Below are 15,301 nucleotides of genomic sequence, written 5' to 3'. Positions count from 1 at the left end.
ATTGCAGGAAAGGTGTCTTGTCACATGGATCGTTTAACGTTCGGTTCCCTATTTGATGTCGTCGGGGAACTTTTTTCAGATGAAATATCCATCGCTGTTTCCGATACAGCGGAATATATCTATTACCGGCCGAGCAAACGAATTGATTTAAAAATAGCGCCGGGGGACCCGGTTATTGAAGGAACGATTGCACATAAAGCATTACATTCAGGGCAAAAAGTGTCCGAATTCATTGATCGCAGTGTGTTCGGCGTACCGTATCACGGAATGGCTGTCCCGTTTCACCAAGACGGAATATTGCAAGGGTGCGTTACCGCGATTTACCCGGTAATGACAGAAGGCAAATCCGTGGTCACGGTCAAAACGGCAGACGGGTGGAAACCAATCCCATTTCATGATGTAGTCTATCTGGAAGCAAAAGACCGGAAAACTTACGTGTTCGCAAAGGAATTTGCCGGCACAACAAAACGCGCGCTGCAGGACTATGAATACTCACTGCCACGGGAGACATTTATCCGCTGTCATCGGTCGTTTATTGTTAATGTGCACCATATTACAGATATTTACCCGGACACCCACTCGACATTTCTGCTGGCAATGGATAATGGCGGCCAAGTCCCGGTCAGCCAGTCGTATTCGAGCTACTTTCGGAAGCTGCTCGGGTTTTAGCGGGCTGGGCGGCTGTTGTGAGCTGCTGCCGGCTGGTATGTGCGGTCGGCGTGGATGGTGGGAGTGGCAGCCTGAGCATTCTGGATATCAATCGCTCGGGAGTGTATATCAACCGAAGGCGCCCGATATCGACCGGAGAAGCAGAAGAATCGACCGGAGCCCCCGAATATCGACCGGAGAAGCAGAAGAATCGACCGGAACCACCCGAATATCAACCGGAGAAACAGAAGAATCGACCGGAACCACCCGAATATCAACCGGAAAACAGAAGAATCGACCGGAACCACTCGAATATCAACCGGAGAAGCAGAGGAATCGACCGGAGCCCCCGAATATCAACCGGAGAAACAGAAGAATCGACCGGAGCCCCCGAATATCAACCGGAGGAGCAGAAGAATCAACCGGAGGCGCCCGATATCGACCGGAAAAACAGAAGAATCGACCGGAGAAACAAAGGAATCGACCGGAGCCACCGAATATCAACCGGAGAAGCAGAAGAATCGACCGTAGTAGCCCCCGAATATCAACCCGTGCGGCCAAAACCATACAAATTCACATTCAGTCACAAAATATCTGCCTTTTGCATTTTTCTTCTGTTTCACCCATCAAATGCCCTCTCCCAGCGTGAAAATTGCTATTCCCTTCATAAAATGCCAATAACCCCTGGCTGTTACGGTAGAATAGTTTTAAAACATGTAAGAAAGGGGTTTCAACATGACAGCTCATGTGGATCGTATTCATGACGAACGCCTCCATGACCGTGTTGTTTCAGCAGAAGATGCTGCCTCATGGATCAAGGATGGCATGACATTGGGAATGAGCGGTTTTACACGTGCCGGTGACGTGAAGGCGGTGCCAACTGCACTTGTAAATAGATCTGAAAACGAAGCATTTAAAGTAAACGTATTCACAGGGGCATCACTTGGCTCCGATATCGATAAAATGTTTGCCGAGGCCGGGATTATCAATAAACGTCTTCCATTCCAGGCGGATCCCGTCATGCGCAAAAAAATCAATCAGGGTGAACACTTATTTGTCGATCATCATTTATCACATACGTCAGAGTGGATTCGGCACAATGTGATTGAGACAATTGATTACGCTATTTTGGAAGCGATTTCGATAAAGGAGGACGGCACCATTATTCCGTCAACCTCCATTGGCAATTCACTCGTTTTTGCTGAGAATGCAGAAAATATTATCGTTGAAATTAACACCGCCCAGCCAGAACTTTTGGAAGGGGTGCACGATTTGTATAGCCCTGCAAAACAGGGCGAGCGCCAGCCAATCCCTTTGACTAAGCCGGAAGACCGGATTGGCGAGTCAGGCATTAAAGTCGACCCAGCGAAAATTAAGGGGATTGTATTCACCGAGCAAAAAGATTCGCCATCAACGATTACCCAGCCTGATGAAGAAACAAAAATGATGGCTGATCACTTGCTTGAATTTCTGAGGGACGAAGTGAAGTCCGGCCGGCTGACCGAACAGCTTGCACCGATTCAATCTGGTATCGGTTCCGTTGCGAACGCAGTACTGCACGGCATGGTTGATTCGGAGTTTGAGCATCTCCAGGTTTATTCAGAAGTACTGCAGGATGCTGTTTTTGACCTGATTGACGCCGGCAAAGTTGACTTTGCTTCCTGCTGCTCGATCACCCTGTCCGAAGACAAGATGGAAAAAGTCTTTTCGCAGTTTGAAAACTACCGCGATAAACTGGTAATGCGTCCGCAGGAAATTTCCAACCATCCGGAGATCATCCGACGGCTCGGACTGATTTCTATTAACACAGCGCTGGAGTTTGACATTTATGGAAACATCAATTCCACGCATGTGTCCGGTACGAAGATGATGAATGGCATTGGTGGCTCTGGTGACTTTGCCCGTAACGCCAAGCTGGCCATCTTTGTTACGAAATCGATTGCCAAAGGTGGAGACATTTCCAGCATCGTTCCGTACGCCTCCCATATCGATCACACGGAACATGATGTGGATGTCGTTGTCACGGAGCAGGGTTATGCTGACCTGCGCGGGCTGGCGCCAAGAGAGCGTGTACCGCAAATTATTGAAAACTGCGCCCACCCGATGTACCGGGAGCAGTTGTGGAATTATTATCGGGAAGCAATTGAACGCGGCGGCCAGACACCGCATGTCCTGGAAAAAGCGTTTTCCTGGCACACAAACTTTGCCGAACACGGCACCATGCGCGAGCGCGTTCTGGAAACGGTTTAAAGAGATTCGGGGATTTGCACTGCTTGTGAATGTTCATAGAATAGGAAAAACCACGCTGGGGATGCGTGGTTTTTTCGACTATAAGTGAATTGATGAGACTTTATTTATTGACGGCTTTTTTCATGGAATTGATCCGGCCGGCATGGTTTGTTTCATGAATCACGGCCACCGCCGCCAGCTCACCGAATGTTTCTGCGCCAAGAAACGGCTGAGCCAGTTTTTCATCAAATTTTTCCCTTGGTATTTGCTTCATGCGTTCCAGCTGCTGTTGAAGCTGTTCGGTCAGTTCCTGGACGCTTGGCACATTAGCAGGCCAGTTGGCAGGGGATGACCCATTTCCAAACAATTCTTTATAGTCTTGCGGAAGATGGCTGGAATTATCCGGGAACCCGAACAAAAATTGCTCGGCAACGGTCAGCACGTGTCCGGCATGCCAGTGGATGTTGTTGTTGAATCCTTCCGGCTGTACATCAACTTCCCCCTCATCTGCATTATTTAATTCCCGCAAAAGTCCATTGCGCGCAATTTCAAACTGCTTGTACAAAATATCCATACAGAATCTCTCCCCTCATTTGTGTGCTATATCCACTATATCAATTTATATTGTTTGGCAAAATGAAAACGCACCTTGGAAGGGGGGCAATGGCAGAATGACTGATGAAAATGTGGAAATCGCCGATTAAATGGGGAACCAGTCCTCACTTAATCCATTCATCCCGTAAATTAAACAGTAGAAATTGGGAATGCTATAAGACGATAATAGGGTTTTTCGATAACATTCATAAAAGGAGTCCGAGAACATGGCAAACGTAAATGCTGCAATTGTTTATTACAGTTCAACAGGAACAAACTACCAAATGGCACAATGGGCGGAACAAGCCGCTAAAGAAGCTGGGGCAGAGACGAAACTGGTGAAGGTGCCGGAACTTGCACCAGAAGAGGCGATGGAATCCAATCCGGCATGGAAAGCCCATTATGAAGCGACAAAAGACGTACCTGAAGCTTCATCTGATGACCTTGAATGGGCCGATGCGATTATTTTCAGCGCCCCGACCCGATTTGGCAACCTGCCTGCTCAAATGAAGCAATTCCTTGATATGCAAGGTGGGCTTTGGGGATCCGGCAAAACGGTTAATAAAGTTGTCAGCGGCATGACCTCGGCGCAAAATCCGCATGGTGGTCAGGAGGCGACATTGCTTGCGTTATATACTTCCATGATGCATTGGGGTGCCATCATTGCGACACCCGGCTATTCCGATCAGTCCGTTTTTGGGGCTGGCGGCAATCCGTACGGCACTAGCGTTTCCGTCGATCAGGACGGCAACATGGTGGAGGATGTGGAAGGCGCTGTTAAACATCAGGCAAAACGCACCGTTGATATCGCATCTCGTGTTACAGCAGGCAGCTAATGGGTAAGGGATAGAGCCACAATCCGAATGGGTTGTGGCTTTTGTATGATTTTAGGTGAAATGCTAAAGTTCACAAGGAAAATGCTAAAGTTCACATTGACTTTGCCTAAAGTTCACAATTATAATGCTAAAGTTCACAAATTTAAGCATAAAAAACAGCCACTGCGCGCACTCTGGCGGCAAGCAGCTGTTTTATGGAATAAAAGCACCGTCCTAGTCCATTATTTCTCCGACAATCTCATAGGAGCGGATGCGAGCCTTTAGATCATAAATTTGTGAGTTGATGATCATTTCGTCGGCTTCGGTTTCCTCAATCAGCTGCTCCAGGCCTTCTTTAATTGTTTCTTTGCTGCCGATCAGCGTATACGGAGAGTTTGCCGACTGTTCAACAACTGCTTTTTCCATTTCGGTCCAAACCTCATCGGTATTTTCGATTGGCGGCTGCAGCTTCATCGGCTGTCCGCGCCGGATGCTTAGGAGTTGCTGCTGCTGGGTTGTTGCCAGGTGTCTGGCTTCTTCATCCGTGTCCGCAGCAATGATGTTGACCCCAATCATCGCGTATGGTTCATTCATGACATCGGACGGCTGGAAATTGTCGCGGTACAGATTCAGCGCGGCAACCGTGTTGTCTGGGGCAAAGTGGCTTGCAAATGAAAATGGCAATCCCTTTTGTGCGGAAAGCTGGGCACTGAAACCGCTTGATCCAAGCAGCCAGATTGGAATGTTCAGCCCCTCACCAGGAACGGCATGCACGCCTGCAGTGCCGGCAAAGTAATCTTCGAGTTCCTCTACCTGGTTAGGAAAGTCCTCGACACGCTGGTTCAATGTGCGCCGCAATGCATAGGCGGTTGCTTGATCGGTACCAGGGGCGCGCCCAAGCCCGAGATCAATTCGTTCTGGGTATAGTGTCGCAAGCGTTCCGAATTGTTCTGCGATAACGAGTGCTGCGTGGTTCGGCAGCATCACGCCACCTGAGCCAACCCGCATTGTGCTGGTTGCCCCGGCAATGTGGCCGATCAGCACCGACGTTGCCGAACTGGCAATTCCCGGCATGTTATGATGCTCAGCCAGCCAATAGCGGTTGAACCCGAATTGTTCCACGTTTTTCGCTAACTCCACACTATTTTTGAACGACTGTTCCGGTGTGCTGCCCTCAAGGACAGGTGCAAGATCCAGAACGGATAATGGAATATCGTTAAAAGTTTTCGCTGTCATGTTTTTATTCACTCCTTATCGGAAATAATACGACCAGATGCTGTCTTAATGCCAATATTTTGCTTGCTGTCTGGGGGAGGGGCATTGCAGCAGCCTGTAACGGGCTTTTTCTTTGCCACATTGCCACGCATGCCGTATTATAGTACAATAGGTGATTGGAACGTTTGGAAATGAGGGATACACATGAGCAAAAAATCCATTTACGGCTTAACATATGAACAATTGCAAGACTGGCTCACAAACCATGGCCAGCGCCGTTTCCGTGTTGATCAGGTGTGGAACTGGCTATACAAAAAGCGCATCAATCAATTTTCTGATATGAAAAATGTCAACAAGGAAACCATTGCCCTGCTTGAAGAAAATTTCGCCCTGCATACAATGAAGGTAGAAGTAAAGCAGGAATCAGAGGATGGCACGATTAAGTATCTGTTCCGGATGTCGGACGGGAACTTAATTGAGACAGTGCTGATGCGATTTAACTATGGTCTTTCCGTCTGCGTGACGACCCAGGTCGGCTGTAATATCGGCTGTTCGTTCTGTGCTAGCGGGCTGCTCCGGAAAAATCGTGACCTGGACAGCAGTGAAATTGTTGAGCAAATCATGAACGTGCAAAAAGATATGGACATCAAAGGAAACGACGAGCGCGTCAGCCACATCGTCGTTATGGGAATCGGCGAGCCATTTGATAACTTTAACAATTTGATGGACTTTATCCATGTTGTAAACGATGATGCGGGACTTAATATCGGTGCCCGCCATATTACCGTATCCACGAGTGGACTTGCGCATAAAATCTACGAATGGGCGGATACCGGTACACAGGTGAATTTGGCGATTTCTTTGCATGCACCGAATAACGAGTTGCGGACGTCGATTATGAAGATAAACCGGGCCTTTCCGATTGAAAAGCTGATGAAGGCTGTTGACTATTACTTGGAAAATGTCAATCGTCGTATTACGTATGAGTACATCATGTTGAAGGATGTCAATGATCATAAGGAAGACGCGGAAGAGCTTGTTGAATTGCTGGCGGACAAAAAACATCTATCCTATGTGAATTTGATTCCATACAACACCGTCAGCGAGCATGACCAGTATCAGCGCAGTGACTCATCAACGATTCAGGCATTTTATGAGGCACTGCGTGAAAATGGCATTCAGTGCGGTGTGCGTTGGGAAAACGGTGCAGACATCGACGCTGCATGTGGCCAGCTCCGGAGTAAACAAGTTAAAAAAGAGAATGCAGTATAAGATTAAAGGGTCAAAATCGAATAGGTTAAATTTTATCAACCATACACATGAGATCTTACTTGATTTCTCATGTGTTTTTTTATGCTTTCAGCGATAGGGGGAAGTCCTATAAATTTGTTTCTTTAGTAGAAAACGTCCTATTTATCTACCAAATTATACCTATACACAATTCTGTACACATATACACAATTTGTACACACAGGGAAAACAAATCCGTTTTCTTGTACACAAACAAGTATACATATTGATACAAAGGCGTTTGCGTATTTGTATACAAGTATACAAAAAAGAATGCATACAAAGTTTGATTGCACATATTGCTGAAATCTATTAATCTTGATATAAGGACGTTGTAAAATTATCTTTCTGATCTATTTGAACAACAGATTGTAAGTCATTTTCATGAGAGGAGAATTAGACATATGACACAAGGAAGAGTCGCCGCTGTTGATGTTGGAAATGATGCCGTGAAAGCAAACTTTGGGAAAATGGAACAATCTTATTACATACCAAATGTAATTGCGCGTGATATGGAGGATCGGCCGGTAATTGGCATAGAAGATCTGGATGAAAAGGATCCAGTTGATAATCTGCACATTCGGATCCACTCCCCTGCCCTGGAGGAGAACAATGCGGTTTATCGTGTCGGTAATCTGGCAACGAAGGCGAATAACTCCACGGAGCTTGATCCTGGCAGCAGTAAATCGGAGGAAGACCAGACATTGGTGATGCTGTTTACTTCCATAGCTTTGGATGCAGTCAGCAGCAATTCATTCGGTAAAGGTAAAAATGATGTCATCGATGCAAACTATACATTAGGAACAGGCCTGCCGCTCCGTGAAGTGAAGGAAGGCAAGGATGTCGGTTACCGGTCTCAGCTGCTCGGGTCGGTGCACCAGGTTGAATTTCTAGTGACACCACAATACCAGGGCAAAAAGGTGAATATTAAATTTGATGAAGTAAAGGTATATCCGGAAGGGTTTGCTGCCTATGTTAATTTAATTATGGACAACGATCTCAATGTGATTAACAAAGAGTTGATTGACCAGCAAATTTTGATTCAGGATATCGGTGGCCTGTCAACCGATATTGCGGTTATAAAGAATCGGAATGTGGATGATGACAAGGCACAGGGCTTCCCGCTTGGTGTTGCAGAATCGCTTGAGGAAATCCGTGATGAAATTCGGACCAAACACGGGGTTGAACTGGACAGCCGCCGTGATGTTGTGGATATTATTACAAGGAAAAACGACCGGCATCATATTATGGTGAAAGGCAGCCGGACCAACGTCCACGACATTACCGATCGGATTTTGCTGGAGCTTGCTAAAAAAGAATACCGGCACTTGCGCAATGTATGGCAAAAGAATTCACAGTCGGAAATCTGCTATTTTGTCGGCGGCGGTTCGGCGGTGCTGAAGGATTATCTGAAAGCACTCAACAATAAACTGGATGGCTTTAATATCGACTTTTTTGAAGATGAACACGAAAGTATCTGGATGATGGCCAACGCCTATTATAAGCTGATTATGGATGTTGTGAACAAAAGCGCCCCGGCGGAAGTAAAGGAACAAGCCGCAGCGGACGAAGCGTAAGGTGATTGTATGCAACAGTCGAAAAAGAATATTGAACGGGGGCAATCAATCACATTTCGGATTCCGTCCGATACACCCGATTACCTTTTAAAGCAGCTGCAAAAGCTGAAAGAAACCGAGCGCCGTAATTTTTCCAGCCAAATTGCCCAATATGTGCTGAAGGGTGTTCATGAAACGTTCACACGGGAGCGCGAATCGGTAACGGTCCCGCTTCCCCGTCAGCTTACCAAAGAGCAGAAAAATTGGTTGAAGCATGAACATTCTGAAGCGCTGATTGGTAATATTGTGTATCAGCTCATGCAGGATCCAGTCCGGGCAACGTCGATATTGGCCACGCTGAACAGCAACCAGCCAAATACTCAAGTGGAACCAGAGTTGGAACTCGAGCAGATGATGCCGCCAGACCCGCCTTCCGAGGACAAGCCGGATTTGGATGGTGTTGATATGAATCAGCTTGAGGACATGCATGAGCCGGATACAGAAGAACCACAAGAAGAAGAGTCCCCGCTCGCCGACTTTTTCTCCAAAATGAATAAGTGAATGAGGCTGAACAAAGCTGCCCTGTCATATGCGTCAGGGCAGTTTTTTTAACATTGGAAGGTGTTGATTATGGACGACCTTAGAAGTGGGCAGGGCTGAGTTTTCATGTATAAGCCGCTCGATTCCAATCAAACTAACTATAGAAAGGAGTTTGATGAAGTGGAACTGGATTGGATATGGAAATCAATTATTATTGTGGTTGGCGGGACACTTTTGCTCAGGCTTGCCGGCAGAAAATCGATTTCGCAAATGACCCTCCCGCAAACAGTTATTATGATTGGAATCGGTTCATTGCTGATCCAGCCGGTATCCGGAAAAAACATCTGGGTGACGCTCGCAGTGGGGACCCTTTTGATTGCTACCCTATTCATAATGGAATATGCTCAAGTAAAAGGGAACATTTTTGAAAAAATCATTACTGGCAAATCCAAAGTATTAGTCGAAAATGGCACCGTAAAGGAACAAAATCTGAAAAAATTACGCATGACAGTGGACCAGCTGGAAATGAATTTACGGATGAATAATGTTAAAAGTATAGACGACGTGGAGTGGGCGACACTGGAGCCAAACGGACAGGTTGGATATACATTAAAACAGGAGTTGCAACCTGTAACTAAGAAAGAATTTCAGCAGTTGTCGCAATCCGTTGAGGAAATGTTGAGTCAGTTGTCCACCAATCAGCAAATCAATCGGCTGCAGAATCAGTTGAACGAATTGAATCAGCAACTGGAAGAAATGAAACAGAAGCGAGACATATTTAAAGAAATTGACGATGATGAAAAAGAACAGGAAACACAAAATCCCTCGCCAAGACATTTACAGTAATGGCGGGGGTTTTTATGACGCATGAACGGCTGTAATCCCCCCACCTTTAAACGTAGGTAAACCTGAAACGTGAAGGTGGGGGATAAACAATTTTTCGTGGGAAGCCGTCCAAAGAGTCACGGGCAATCCAAGACAGCCCCAAAATTAAGCCAGGAAGTATCCAGCGGCAAGATAGGCTGCCACAGCGATTGCTGCACCGACTGAACAAATTTTCAGCTTGTAGCGGGCATAGTCCACGAGCGGCATCTCCAGAATCGAGGCAGTCGTGATGGTGGTATCCCCGAGTGGTGATGTCATCGCTCCGAACGAACCACTGGCAAACACCGCACCGACCGTCAGTGGAATGGAAGCGTCCGTTGATACAGCCAGCGCAATCCCGAGCGGCATGAACAATCCCCATGTACCCCAGGATGAGCCGATGAAGTAACTGACGATTGACCCAAGCACAAAAATAATGGCCGGTATCGTGAAGCTCGGCAGGAATGAACCGAGCGTGGCGTTAATGAACTTGGAAAAACCAAGATCCTCCGCAACCAATGACAGCGACCATACCAGAATAAGAAGAATAATCGCCTGCATGAGCTGGTTCCCGCCATCATAAAAGTGAAAAATCGTTTCCTCCAAGGACTGCTTGCGGATCATGTAAAATACAAACGTCACAATTAGCGTAATGAATACCGCCAACAGCATGACAAATGTTGCGTCCGCTTGGGAAAAAGCCTGGAAAACGGTATCAGCTCCTTTTGCAACGCCATCCTGCCATAAAAGGAACAAAGACAGTCCCAGCAAAAGGAAGAGCGGAACAATCAAGTTCCACGGCTGGGCTTTAACCATGGATAATTCTTTTTCAATCCCGGCACGGTGATAGTTCTCGTCATCTTCCTTTTTCTTTTTGGTACCTTGTTTTTCCGACGAGGACCAGAACGTTCGAATAAGCCCAATGACGAGCATGATAATGGCATAGAAATTAAATAGGATGCTCAGCAAAAATATTTGATATGGATCCATCGCGAGATTGTGCTTTTGGATGCCGCTTTCCACCAGTGAAATCATAAAGCCGACGAAGGCCGTAGCCACCGGTATGAGTACGATGACCGAGCTTGTGGAGACATCCATGGTAAAGCCAACTTTGCGCTTTGACATGTTCAGGTCCTTCATGAGTGATTTGACGACCGGGCCAATCATCATAATCCGAAACATCGGCATCATGAACGTGAATGGCAATGTTGCCCAGATTAACCCGAGCAGACCGCGCTGGGTGTCAATTTTAGCCCCGATCCACTCTGAGAACCCTTTAATGCCACCAGAGATGTTCATCATACCGACAAGCCCGCCGAACAAGTAAAGAAAGGCAATGATTTTAATATTATTTTCATCGGACAACGTTGTGACAATGTAGGAAATAGTCTCTTGGGAGCCGCCGAGCACACTGAATTCAACGAGCAATGCCCCCGCAAGCAGCCCGAGTACAAGTCCAGGCAGAATTTTTTTCAACCACATTGAAAACCCAATAACAATCGCGAATGGGACGAGTGAAAGCCATTCCATGATGAAACCTCCTTTCATATTCATTCGCTATCGTTTCATACGCAGGTAACTTAGGCGGCTACCAAGGAGAGCACCGCCGTACCCTGTGTCATTATTTTTCTGGATCTTTGTCCTCCAAAGCTTCCAGGGCTGAACGTTTCTTTTGCCGCTGGCGCATCCGCTGCACAATTTCCCGGCGATTAATGTAGATGGTTGGCGGTTCATAGTCCTTAGAGGCGCGTATGTCCTCGTTGGATGCTTTCATGAATGACCAGGCCAGGAGCGCCATGATGAACAGAACGGGAAAGCCCGCGACAATACTTGCGGTTTGAAGCGTCTGCAGGTCCCCTACATACATGAGAACGAGCGGCATCAGGCATAGCGTGAACGCCCAGAACAGCCGATTCCAGCGCAGAGGCTCTTTTTGCACTTCCTGCTGAACAACCGCTGATAGGATATACGACGATGAATCGAAAGTGGTTGCCAGAAAGATGATCGCCAGTATAGTGAAGACGGACACCATAAAGTCGGCCATTGGCAACTGATTTAGGATAGCGATGATGGCAGCCGGTGCGCCATTTTCATTCATAAACCCAACCACATCGAAACTGCCCGTCAGCTGCAAATGCAGTCCGAAGTTCCCCATGATGCCGAAAAACAGCACACAGCCAAGCGTGCCATACAGCATCGCGCCGAAAATCATCTCCTGAATAGTACGGCCGCGGGAAATACGCGCGACGAACAGTCCAACAAATGGCGCGTACACAAGCCACCATGCCCAATAGAAAACAGTCCAGGCTTCAGGGAAACCAGTTTCGGTAAAGCCGCCCACGTTAGCAAAAGGCTCCAGCCACGTCGCCATTTTGAAAAACTCATCAATAATCAGGCCAAGACTGGTAAAAGTCGTTTCGCTAATGAACAGGGTTGGACCAAAGATGAAAATGAAGGAAAGAACAAAAATGGCCAGCCATAAGTTGATATCACTCAGAACTTTAATACCACGGCGCAGTCCGGAATACGCACTGACGGCAAAAATAGCTGTACACAGCAGCATGATGACTGTTTTCGTTGCCAGATTAGGCGGCAGCCCAGTAATGTCATGGACACCCTGAGCAATCATCGGTGTCCCGAGTGCAAGTGTGGTACCAGCACCACCCATGAGACCAAACATGAACAGAACATCAATGACAATTCCCAGCGGCGTATCAACCAGCTTTCCGAGAACCGGTCTTACCGCCTCACTTATTTTCAAAACCGGTTTTTTCCGCACGTAGTAAAAATAAGCAATTGGCAGGGCTGGCAATGTATAAATGGCCCACGCAATCGGCCCCCAGTGGAAAATGCCATACGCCGGAGCATAGCTGATCGCTTCCGTTGACTCCGGTTCAATGCCGAACGGTGGCCCCTGATAATAGTACGCCCACTCAATCATTCCCCAGTAAAGAATACTGGAGCCGATACCAGCCGCAAACAGCATCGCCGCCCAGGAAATCGTGCCGAATTCTTTTTCAGCATCTTTATCCCCAAGCTTGATGTGTCCATTTTTACTGAACGCAACATATACTAAGAAAGCAAATGCCGCAAGACCAAATATGAGGTATAATACACCAAAATTACCCGTCATAAAGTCATTTGCTAAATTAACAACTTCTTTACCTATATCCGGAAATACTGCTAATGGTATGGAAACAGCTAGGAGAAGGAAGAGAGCCCCGAAAAATGTAGGCCAATCGATTAAATCTTTGTTCATAACGCTCATCCTTTCTACCGATAGCTTTTCAATATGTTGGCAGGATATGCATGAAGCTTTTCTATAAAGGGGGAGGATGGAATCGCTGATAAACTGGAAAAAACCACTGATAAAAGGGCGAGGTGCCGTAAAATAAACTCGCTAAAGTTGTCACTATTTAGACCTAACATTAATCCGGTTGATTCAGGTCCCAAACCGGTTGATTCTTCCCGTCTTTCGGTTGATTCAAGCTCAAACCGGTTGATTCTCCCTGTCTTTCGGTTGATTCAGGCTCAAACCGGTTGATTCTTCCCGTCTTTCGGTTGATTCAGGCCCCAAATCGGTTGATTCTTCCTGTCTTTCGGTTGATTCAGGCCCCAAATCGGTTGATTCTTCCTGTCTTTCGGTTGATTCAGGCCCCAAATCGGTTGATTCTTCCTGTCTTTCGGTTGATTCAGGCCCAAACCGGTTGGCTTCCCGTCTTTCGGTTGATTCAAGCTCAAACCGGTTGATTCTCCCTGTCTTTCGGTTGATTCAAGCTCAAACCGGTTGATTCTCCCTGTCTTTCGGTTGATTCAAGCTCAAACCGGTTGATTCTCCCTGTCTTTCGGTTGATTCAGGCCCCAAATCGGTTGATTCTTCCCATCCTCCGGTTGATTCTAACCCCCGACGGCCTGATCCTCCTGGCGTCCGGCAAAGTCACGATTATGTGGCGGTCGGTTCATCAGCTTCTGAAAGCCATTAAAAAACCCGCTGCACGAACGCAATAAAGTGTTCGTAACAGCGGGTAATGGGCTTTAGCCTGCTTCTGTCATGTTATGCGGTGGCAATAGTTTCTTCAGCTGCAGTTTTTCGTCGCTGGTTAGCGGTACCATCGGCAGGCGGACGTCGCCAACGGGAATGCCCATCATGTGGAGGGCTGCTTTTGCCGGGGATGGGCTTGGCTGTGCGAACATCGCTTTCATTGTCGGAAGCACTTCTTGGTGAATGTTTGCTGCGCGCCTTACATCGCCGTTTTGATAGCTTTGCACCATTTCCTGTATGTCATTTCCGATTATATGTGCGGAGACCGATATAACGCCTTGTCCGCCAATCGCCAGGACAGGAAGGGTCAAATCATCATCACCGCTGTAGAGCGTGAAGTCTTCAGGTGTTTTATTGATGATGGTTGTCATTGCTGCAAGGTTACCGCTTGCTTCTTTGACAGCTGTGATGTTGTCGATTTCCGACAGCCGGATAATCGTTTCCGGTGCAATCCCCACTGCGCTGCGGCCCGGGATATTGTACAGCATCACCGGGAGAGATGTTGCTTGTGCTGCAGCCTGATAGTGCTGGTACAGTCCTTCCTGGGAAGGCTTATTGTAATAAGGTGTCGTGAGCATGATGGCATCTACGCCAGTCTGCTCCGCTTGTGTTGTTAATTCGATGGTTGCTCGAGTATTGTTTGATCCGGTCCCTGCGATAACGGGAACGCGTCCATCCACAACGTTTGTGACGAAGCGGAATAAGTCCAGTTTTTCAGTATCTGTTAGCGTTGGAGATTCCCCTGTTGTCCCTGCGACCACTAATCCATCTGAACCATTTACGATTAAATAATTCACCAATGTACGTGTTGCGTCGAAATCGATATCGCCATTTTGATCAAATGGGGTCACCATGGCGGTTAATACATGACCGAAATTCATCGCTTTTCACACCCTTTTCTATAGTTTTACTTCGGACGTTATAAAAAAGGGCTATCACTATTTTGCCATAAAAAAACAACAACGAGGGTTCGCTGTTGCTGCAGAAACGTCACTTAACCGTCCCTTAGCGCAAGATAGCCCTCCATATAGTTTCCTATATGACAGTCCTGTATTTATTCAATAGCAGAACCAACGGCGAGAACATGAGTTTCTCTCCGTTTCGGCGAATTCCCCTTTCCACATCATCACCGGATCTCATTTTCCTCCGATTGTGTACTGATGGTCTTCGCATCCTCTATCTCACTTCAATGGAATGAAGTAAGAAAGTATACAATTTTATTAACCATAGCATACAAGTGGTTGGATTTCAAGGGATGATGAAAAAAAAGTGAGTCAAGTTTGTATCCGGACCGCTTAGCGTATAAAACACGTTGTTTGCCTCTAATACGTCATTCCCAACAGCCTTTTAGACTAATACAACTCCTTGTTTTACTTCGTCCTTATAGCACTGATGATCCCGACCTTAGAAATTTTTCCGATGCTTGATGAATCTGTTTATTAGGTTCATTGTAAAATGAAATGCAACAGCTAAATAAATAGAAAGCCATCGTGAAACCACGTATAATT

At 46.8% G+C, this 15,301-nt stretch carries 14 protein-coding genes and 1 riboswitch; of the genes, 8 read left to right on the top strand and 6 right to left on the bottom strand.

Annotated elements, in window-relative coordinates:
• The first annotated feature begins 24 nt into the window (after positions 1-24).
• Genes ACFSUO_RS15535 through ACFSUO_RS15525 form a run of 3 tightly spaced genes read left to right on the top strand, consistent with a single transcriptional unit; the run spans position 25 to position 2,898 of the window.
• Positions 25-669, top strand: a complete 645-nt coding sequence (locus ACFSUO_RS15535) for a LytTR family DNA-binding domain-containing protein (RefSeq protein WP_382395760.1) — start codon at positions 25-27, stop codon at positions 667-669.
• A 50-nt stretch (positions 670-719) separates the two neighbouring features.
• Complete coding sequence (locus ACFSUO_RS15530; RefSeq protein ID WP_382395758.1) at positions 720-1,412, top strand: hypothetical protein; 693 nt, start codon at positions 720-722, stop codon at positions 1,410-1,412.
• Positions 1,384-2,898 carry an acetyl-CoA hydrolase/transferase family protein gene (locus tag ACFSUO_RS15525; RefSeq protein ID WP_382395756.1) on the top strand — a complete coding sequence of 505 codons (1,515 nt, stop codon included), beginning with the start codon at positions 1,384-1,386 and terminating at the stop codon, positions 2,896-2,898. Before ACFSUO_RS15530 ends, ACFSUO_RS15525 begins: the two co-directional genes overlap by 29 nt.
• Before the next feature lie 100 nt (positions 2,899-2,998).
• On the opposite strand, the gene ACFSUO_RS15520 is transcribed toward ACFSUO_RS15525, so the two are convergent.
• Entirely contained in the window at positions 2,999-3,451 is a 453-nt protein-coding gene (locus ACFSUO_RS15520; protein ID WP_382395754.1) for a DinB family protein, read from the bottom strand.
• 247 nt (positions 3,452-3,698) lie between these two features.
• Here ACFSUO_RS15520 and wrbA point away from each other — a divergent pair, with 247 nt between their 5' ends.
• Positions 3,699-4,307: an NAD(P)H:quinone oxidoreductase gene (wrbA, locus tag ACFSUO_RS15515; RefSeq protein ID WP_382395752.1), complete on the top strand. Its 609-nt coding sequence runs from the start codon at positions 3,699-3,701 to the stop codon at positions 4,305-4,307.
• Between the two features lie 213 nt (positions 4,308-4,520).
• Here wrbA and ACFSUO_RS15510 read toward each other — a convergent pair whose 3' ends face one another.
• Complete coding sequence (locus tag ACFSUO_RS15510; protein WP_382395750.1) at positions 4,521-5,522, bottom strand: LLM class flavin-dependent oxidoreductase; 1,002 nt, start codon at positions 5,520-5,522, stop codon at positions 4,521-4,523.
• 183 nt (positions 5,523-5,705) lie between these two features.
• Here ACFSUO_RS15510 and rlmN point away from each other — a divergent pair, with 183 nt between their 5' ends.
• The 4 genes from rlmN to ACFSUO_RS15490 all read left to right on the top strand — a co-directional run bounded on the left by rlmN (position 5,706) and on the right by ACFSUO_RS15490 (position 9,733).
• Complete coding sequence (gene rlmN, locus ACFSUO_RS15505) at positions 5,706-6,773, top strand: 23S rRNA (adenine(2503)-C(2))-methyltransferase RlmN (protein ID WP_382395748.1); 1,068 nt, start codon at positions 5,706-5,708, stop codon at positions 6,771-6,773.
• Between the two features lie 422 nt (positions 6,774-7,195).
• Positions 7,196-8,368: an Alp7A family actin-like protein gene (locus ACFSUO_RS15500; protein ID WP_382395746.1), complete on the top strand. Its 1,173-nt coding sequence runs from the start codon at positions 7,196-7,198 to the stop codon at positions 8,366-8,368.
• A gap of 9 nt (positions 8,369-8,377) precedes the next feature.
• On the top strand, positions 8,378-8,908 hold the full coding sequence (locus ACFSUO_RS15495; RefSeq protein WP_382395744.1) for a hypothetical protein: 531 nt from the start codon (positions 8,378-8,380) through the stop codon (positions 8,906-8,908).
• A 159-nt stretch (positions 8,909-9,067) separates the two neighbouring features.
• On the top strand, positions 9,068-9,733 hold the full coding sequence (locus ACFSUO_RS15490; RefSeq protein WP_382395742.1) for a YetF domain-containing protein: 666 nt from the start codon (positions 9,068-9,070) through the stop codon (positions 9,731-9,733).
• A 144-nt stretch (positions 9,734-9,877) separates the two neighbouring features.
• On the opposite strand, the gene ACFSUO_RS15485 is transcribed toward ACFSUO_RS15490, so the two are convergent.
• From ACFSUO_RS15485 to dapA, 4 genes are all read right to left on the bottom strand, one after another.
• Entirely contained in the window at positions 9,878-11,281 is a 1,404-nt protein-coding gene (locus ACFSUO_RS15485) for a Na+/H+ antiporter NhaC family protein (protein WP_382395740.1), read from the bottom strand.
• A 91-nt stretch (positions 11,282-11,372) separates the two neighbouring features.
• Entirely contained in the window at positions 11,373-13,010 is a 1,638-nt protein-coding gene (locus ACFSUO_RS15480; RefSeq protein WP_382395738.1) for a BCCT family transporter, read from the bottom strand.
• Positions 13,011-13,282: 272 nt separating this feature from the next.
• Complete coding sequence (locus ACFSUO_RS15475) at positions 13,283-13,492, bottom strand: hypothetical protein (protein ID WP_382395736.1); 210 nt, start codon at positions 13,490-13,492, stop codon at positions 13,283-13,285.
• Positions 13,493-13,786: 294 nt separating this feature from the next.
• On the bottom strand, positions 13,787-14,674 hold the full coding sequence (gene dapA, locus ACFSUO_RS15470) for a 4-hydroxy-tetrahydrodipicolinate synthase (protein ID WP_382395734.1): 888 nt from the start codon (positions 14,672-14,674) through the stop codon (positions 13,787-13,789).
• 127 nt (positions 14,675-14,801) lie between these two features.
• Positions 14,802-14,980, bottom strand: a riboswitch (Lysine riboswitch).
• Positions 14,981-15,301 lie beyond the last annotated feature (321 nt).

Origin of the sequence: Lentibacillus juripiscarius (assembly GCF_042685205.1) — a bacterium.
In the GTDB taxonomy this organism is placed as follows: Bacteria; Bacillota; Bacilli; order Bacillales; family Amphibacillaceae; genus Lentibacillus; species Lentibacillus juripiscarius.
This window is presented reverse-complemented; position numbering and strand designations above follow the sequence as displayed.

Bases quoted from the DNA above. Each gene is read 5' to 3' on its own strand.
- ACFSUO_RS15535 (WP_382395760.1), top strand. From the start codon at position 25: ATGGATCGTTTAACGTTCGGTTCCCTATTTGATGTCGTCGGGGAACTT.
- ACFSUO_RS15525 (WP_382395756.1), top strand. From the start codon at position 1,384: ATGACAGCTCATGTGGATCGTATTCATGACGAACGCCTCCATGACCGT.
- ACFSUO_RS15520 (WP_382395754.1), bottom strand. From the start codon at position 3,451: ATGGATATTTTGTACAAGCAGTTTGAAATTGCGCGCAATGGACTTTTG.
- wrbA (WP_382395752.1), top strand. From the start codon at position 3,699: ATGGCAAACGTAAATGCTGCAATTGTTTATTACAGTTCAACAGGAACA.
- ACFSUO_RS15510 (WP_382395750.1), bottom strand. From the start codon at position 5,522: ATGACAGCGAAAACTTTTAACGATATTCCATTATCCGTTCTGGATCTT.
- rlmN (WP_382395748.1), top strand. From the start codon at position 5,706: ATGAGCAAAAAATCCATTTACGGCTTAACATATGAACAATTGCAAGAC.
- ACFSUO_RS15500 (WP_382395746.1), top strand. From the start codon at position 7,196: ATGACACAAGGAAGAGTCGCCGCTGTTGATGTTGGAAATGATGCCGTG.
- ACFSUO_RS15495 (WP_382395744.1), top strand. From the start codon at position 8,378: ATGCAACAGTCGAAAAAGAATATTGAACGGGGGCAATCAATCACATTT.
- ACFSUO_RS15485 (WP_382395740.1), bottom strand. From the start codon at position 11,281: ATGGAATGGCTTTCACTCGTCCCATTCGCGATTGTTATTGGGTTTTCA.
- ACFSUO_RS15480 (WP_382395738.1), bottom strand. From the start codon at position 13,010: ATGAACAAAGATTTAATCGATTGGCCTACATTTTTCGGGGCTCTCTTC.
- dapA (WP_382395734.1), bottom strand. From the start codon at position 14,674: ATGAATTTCGGTCATGTATTAACCGCCATGGTGACCCCATTTGATCAA.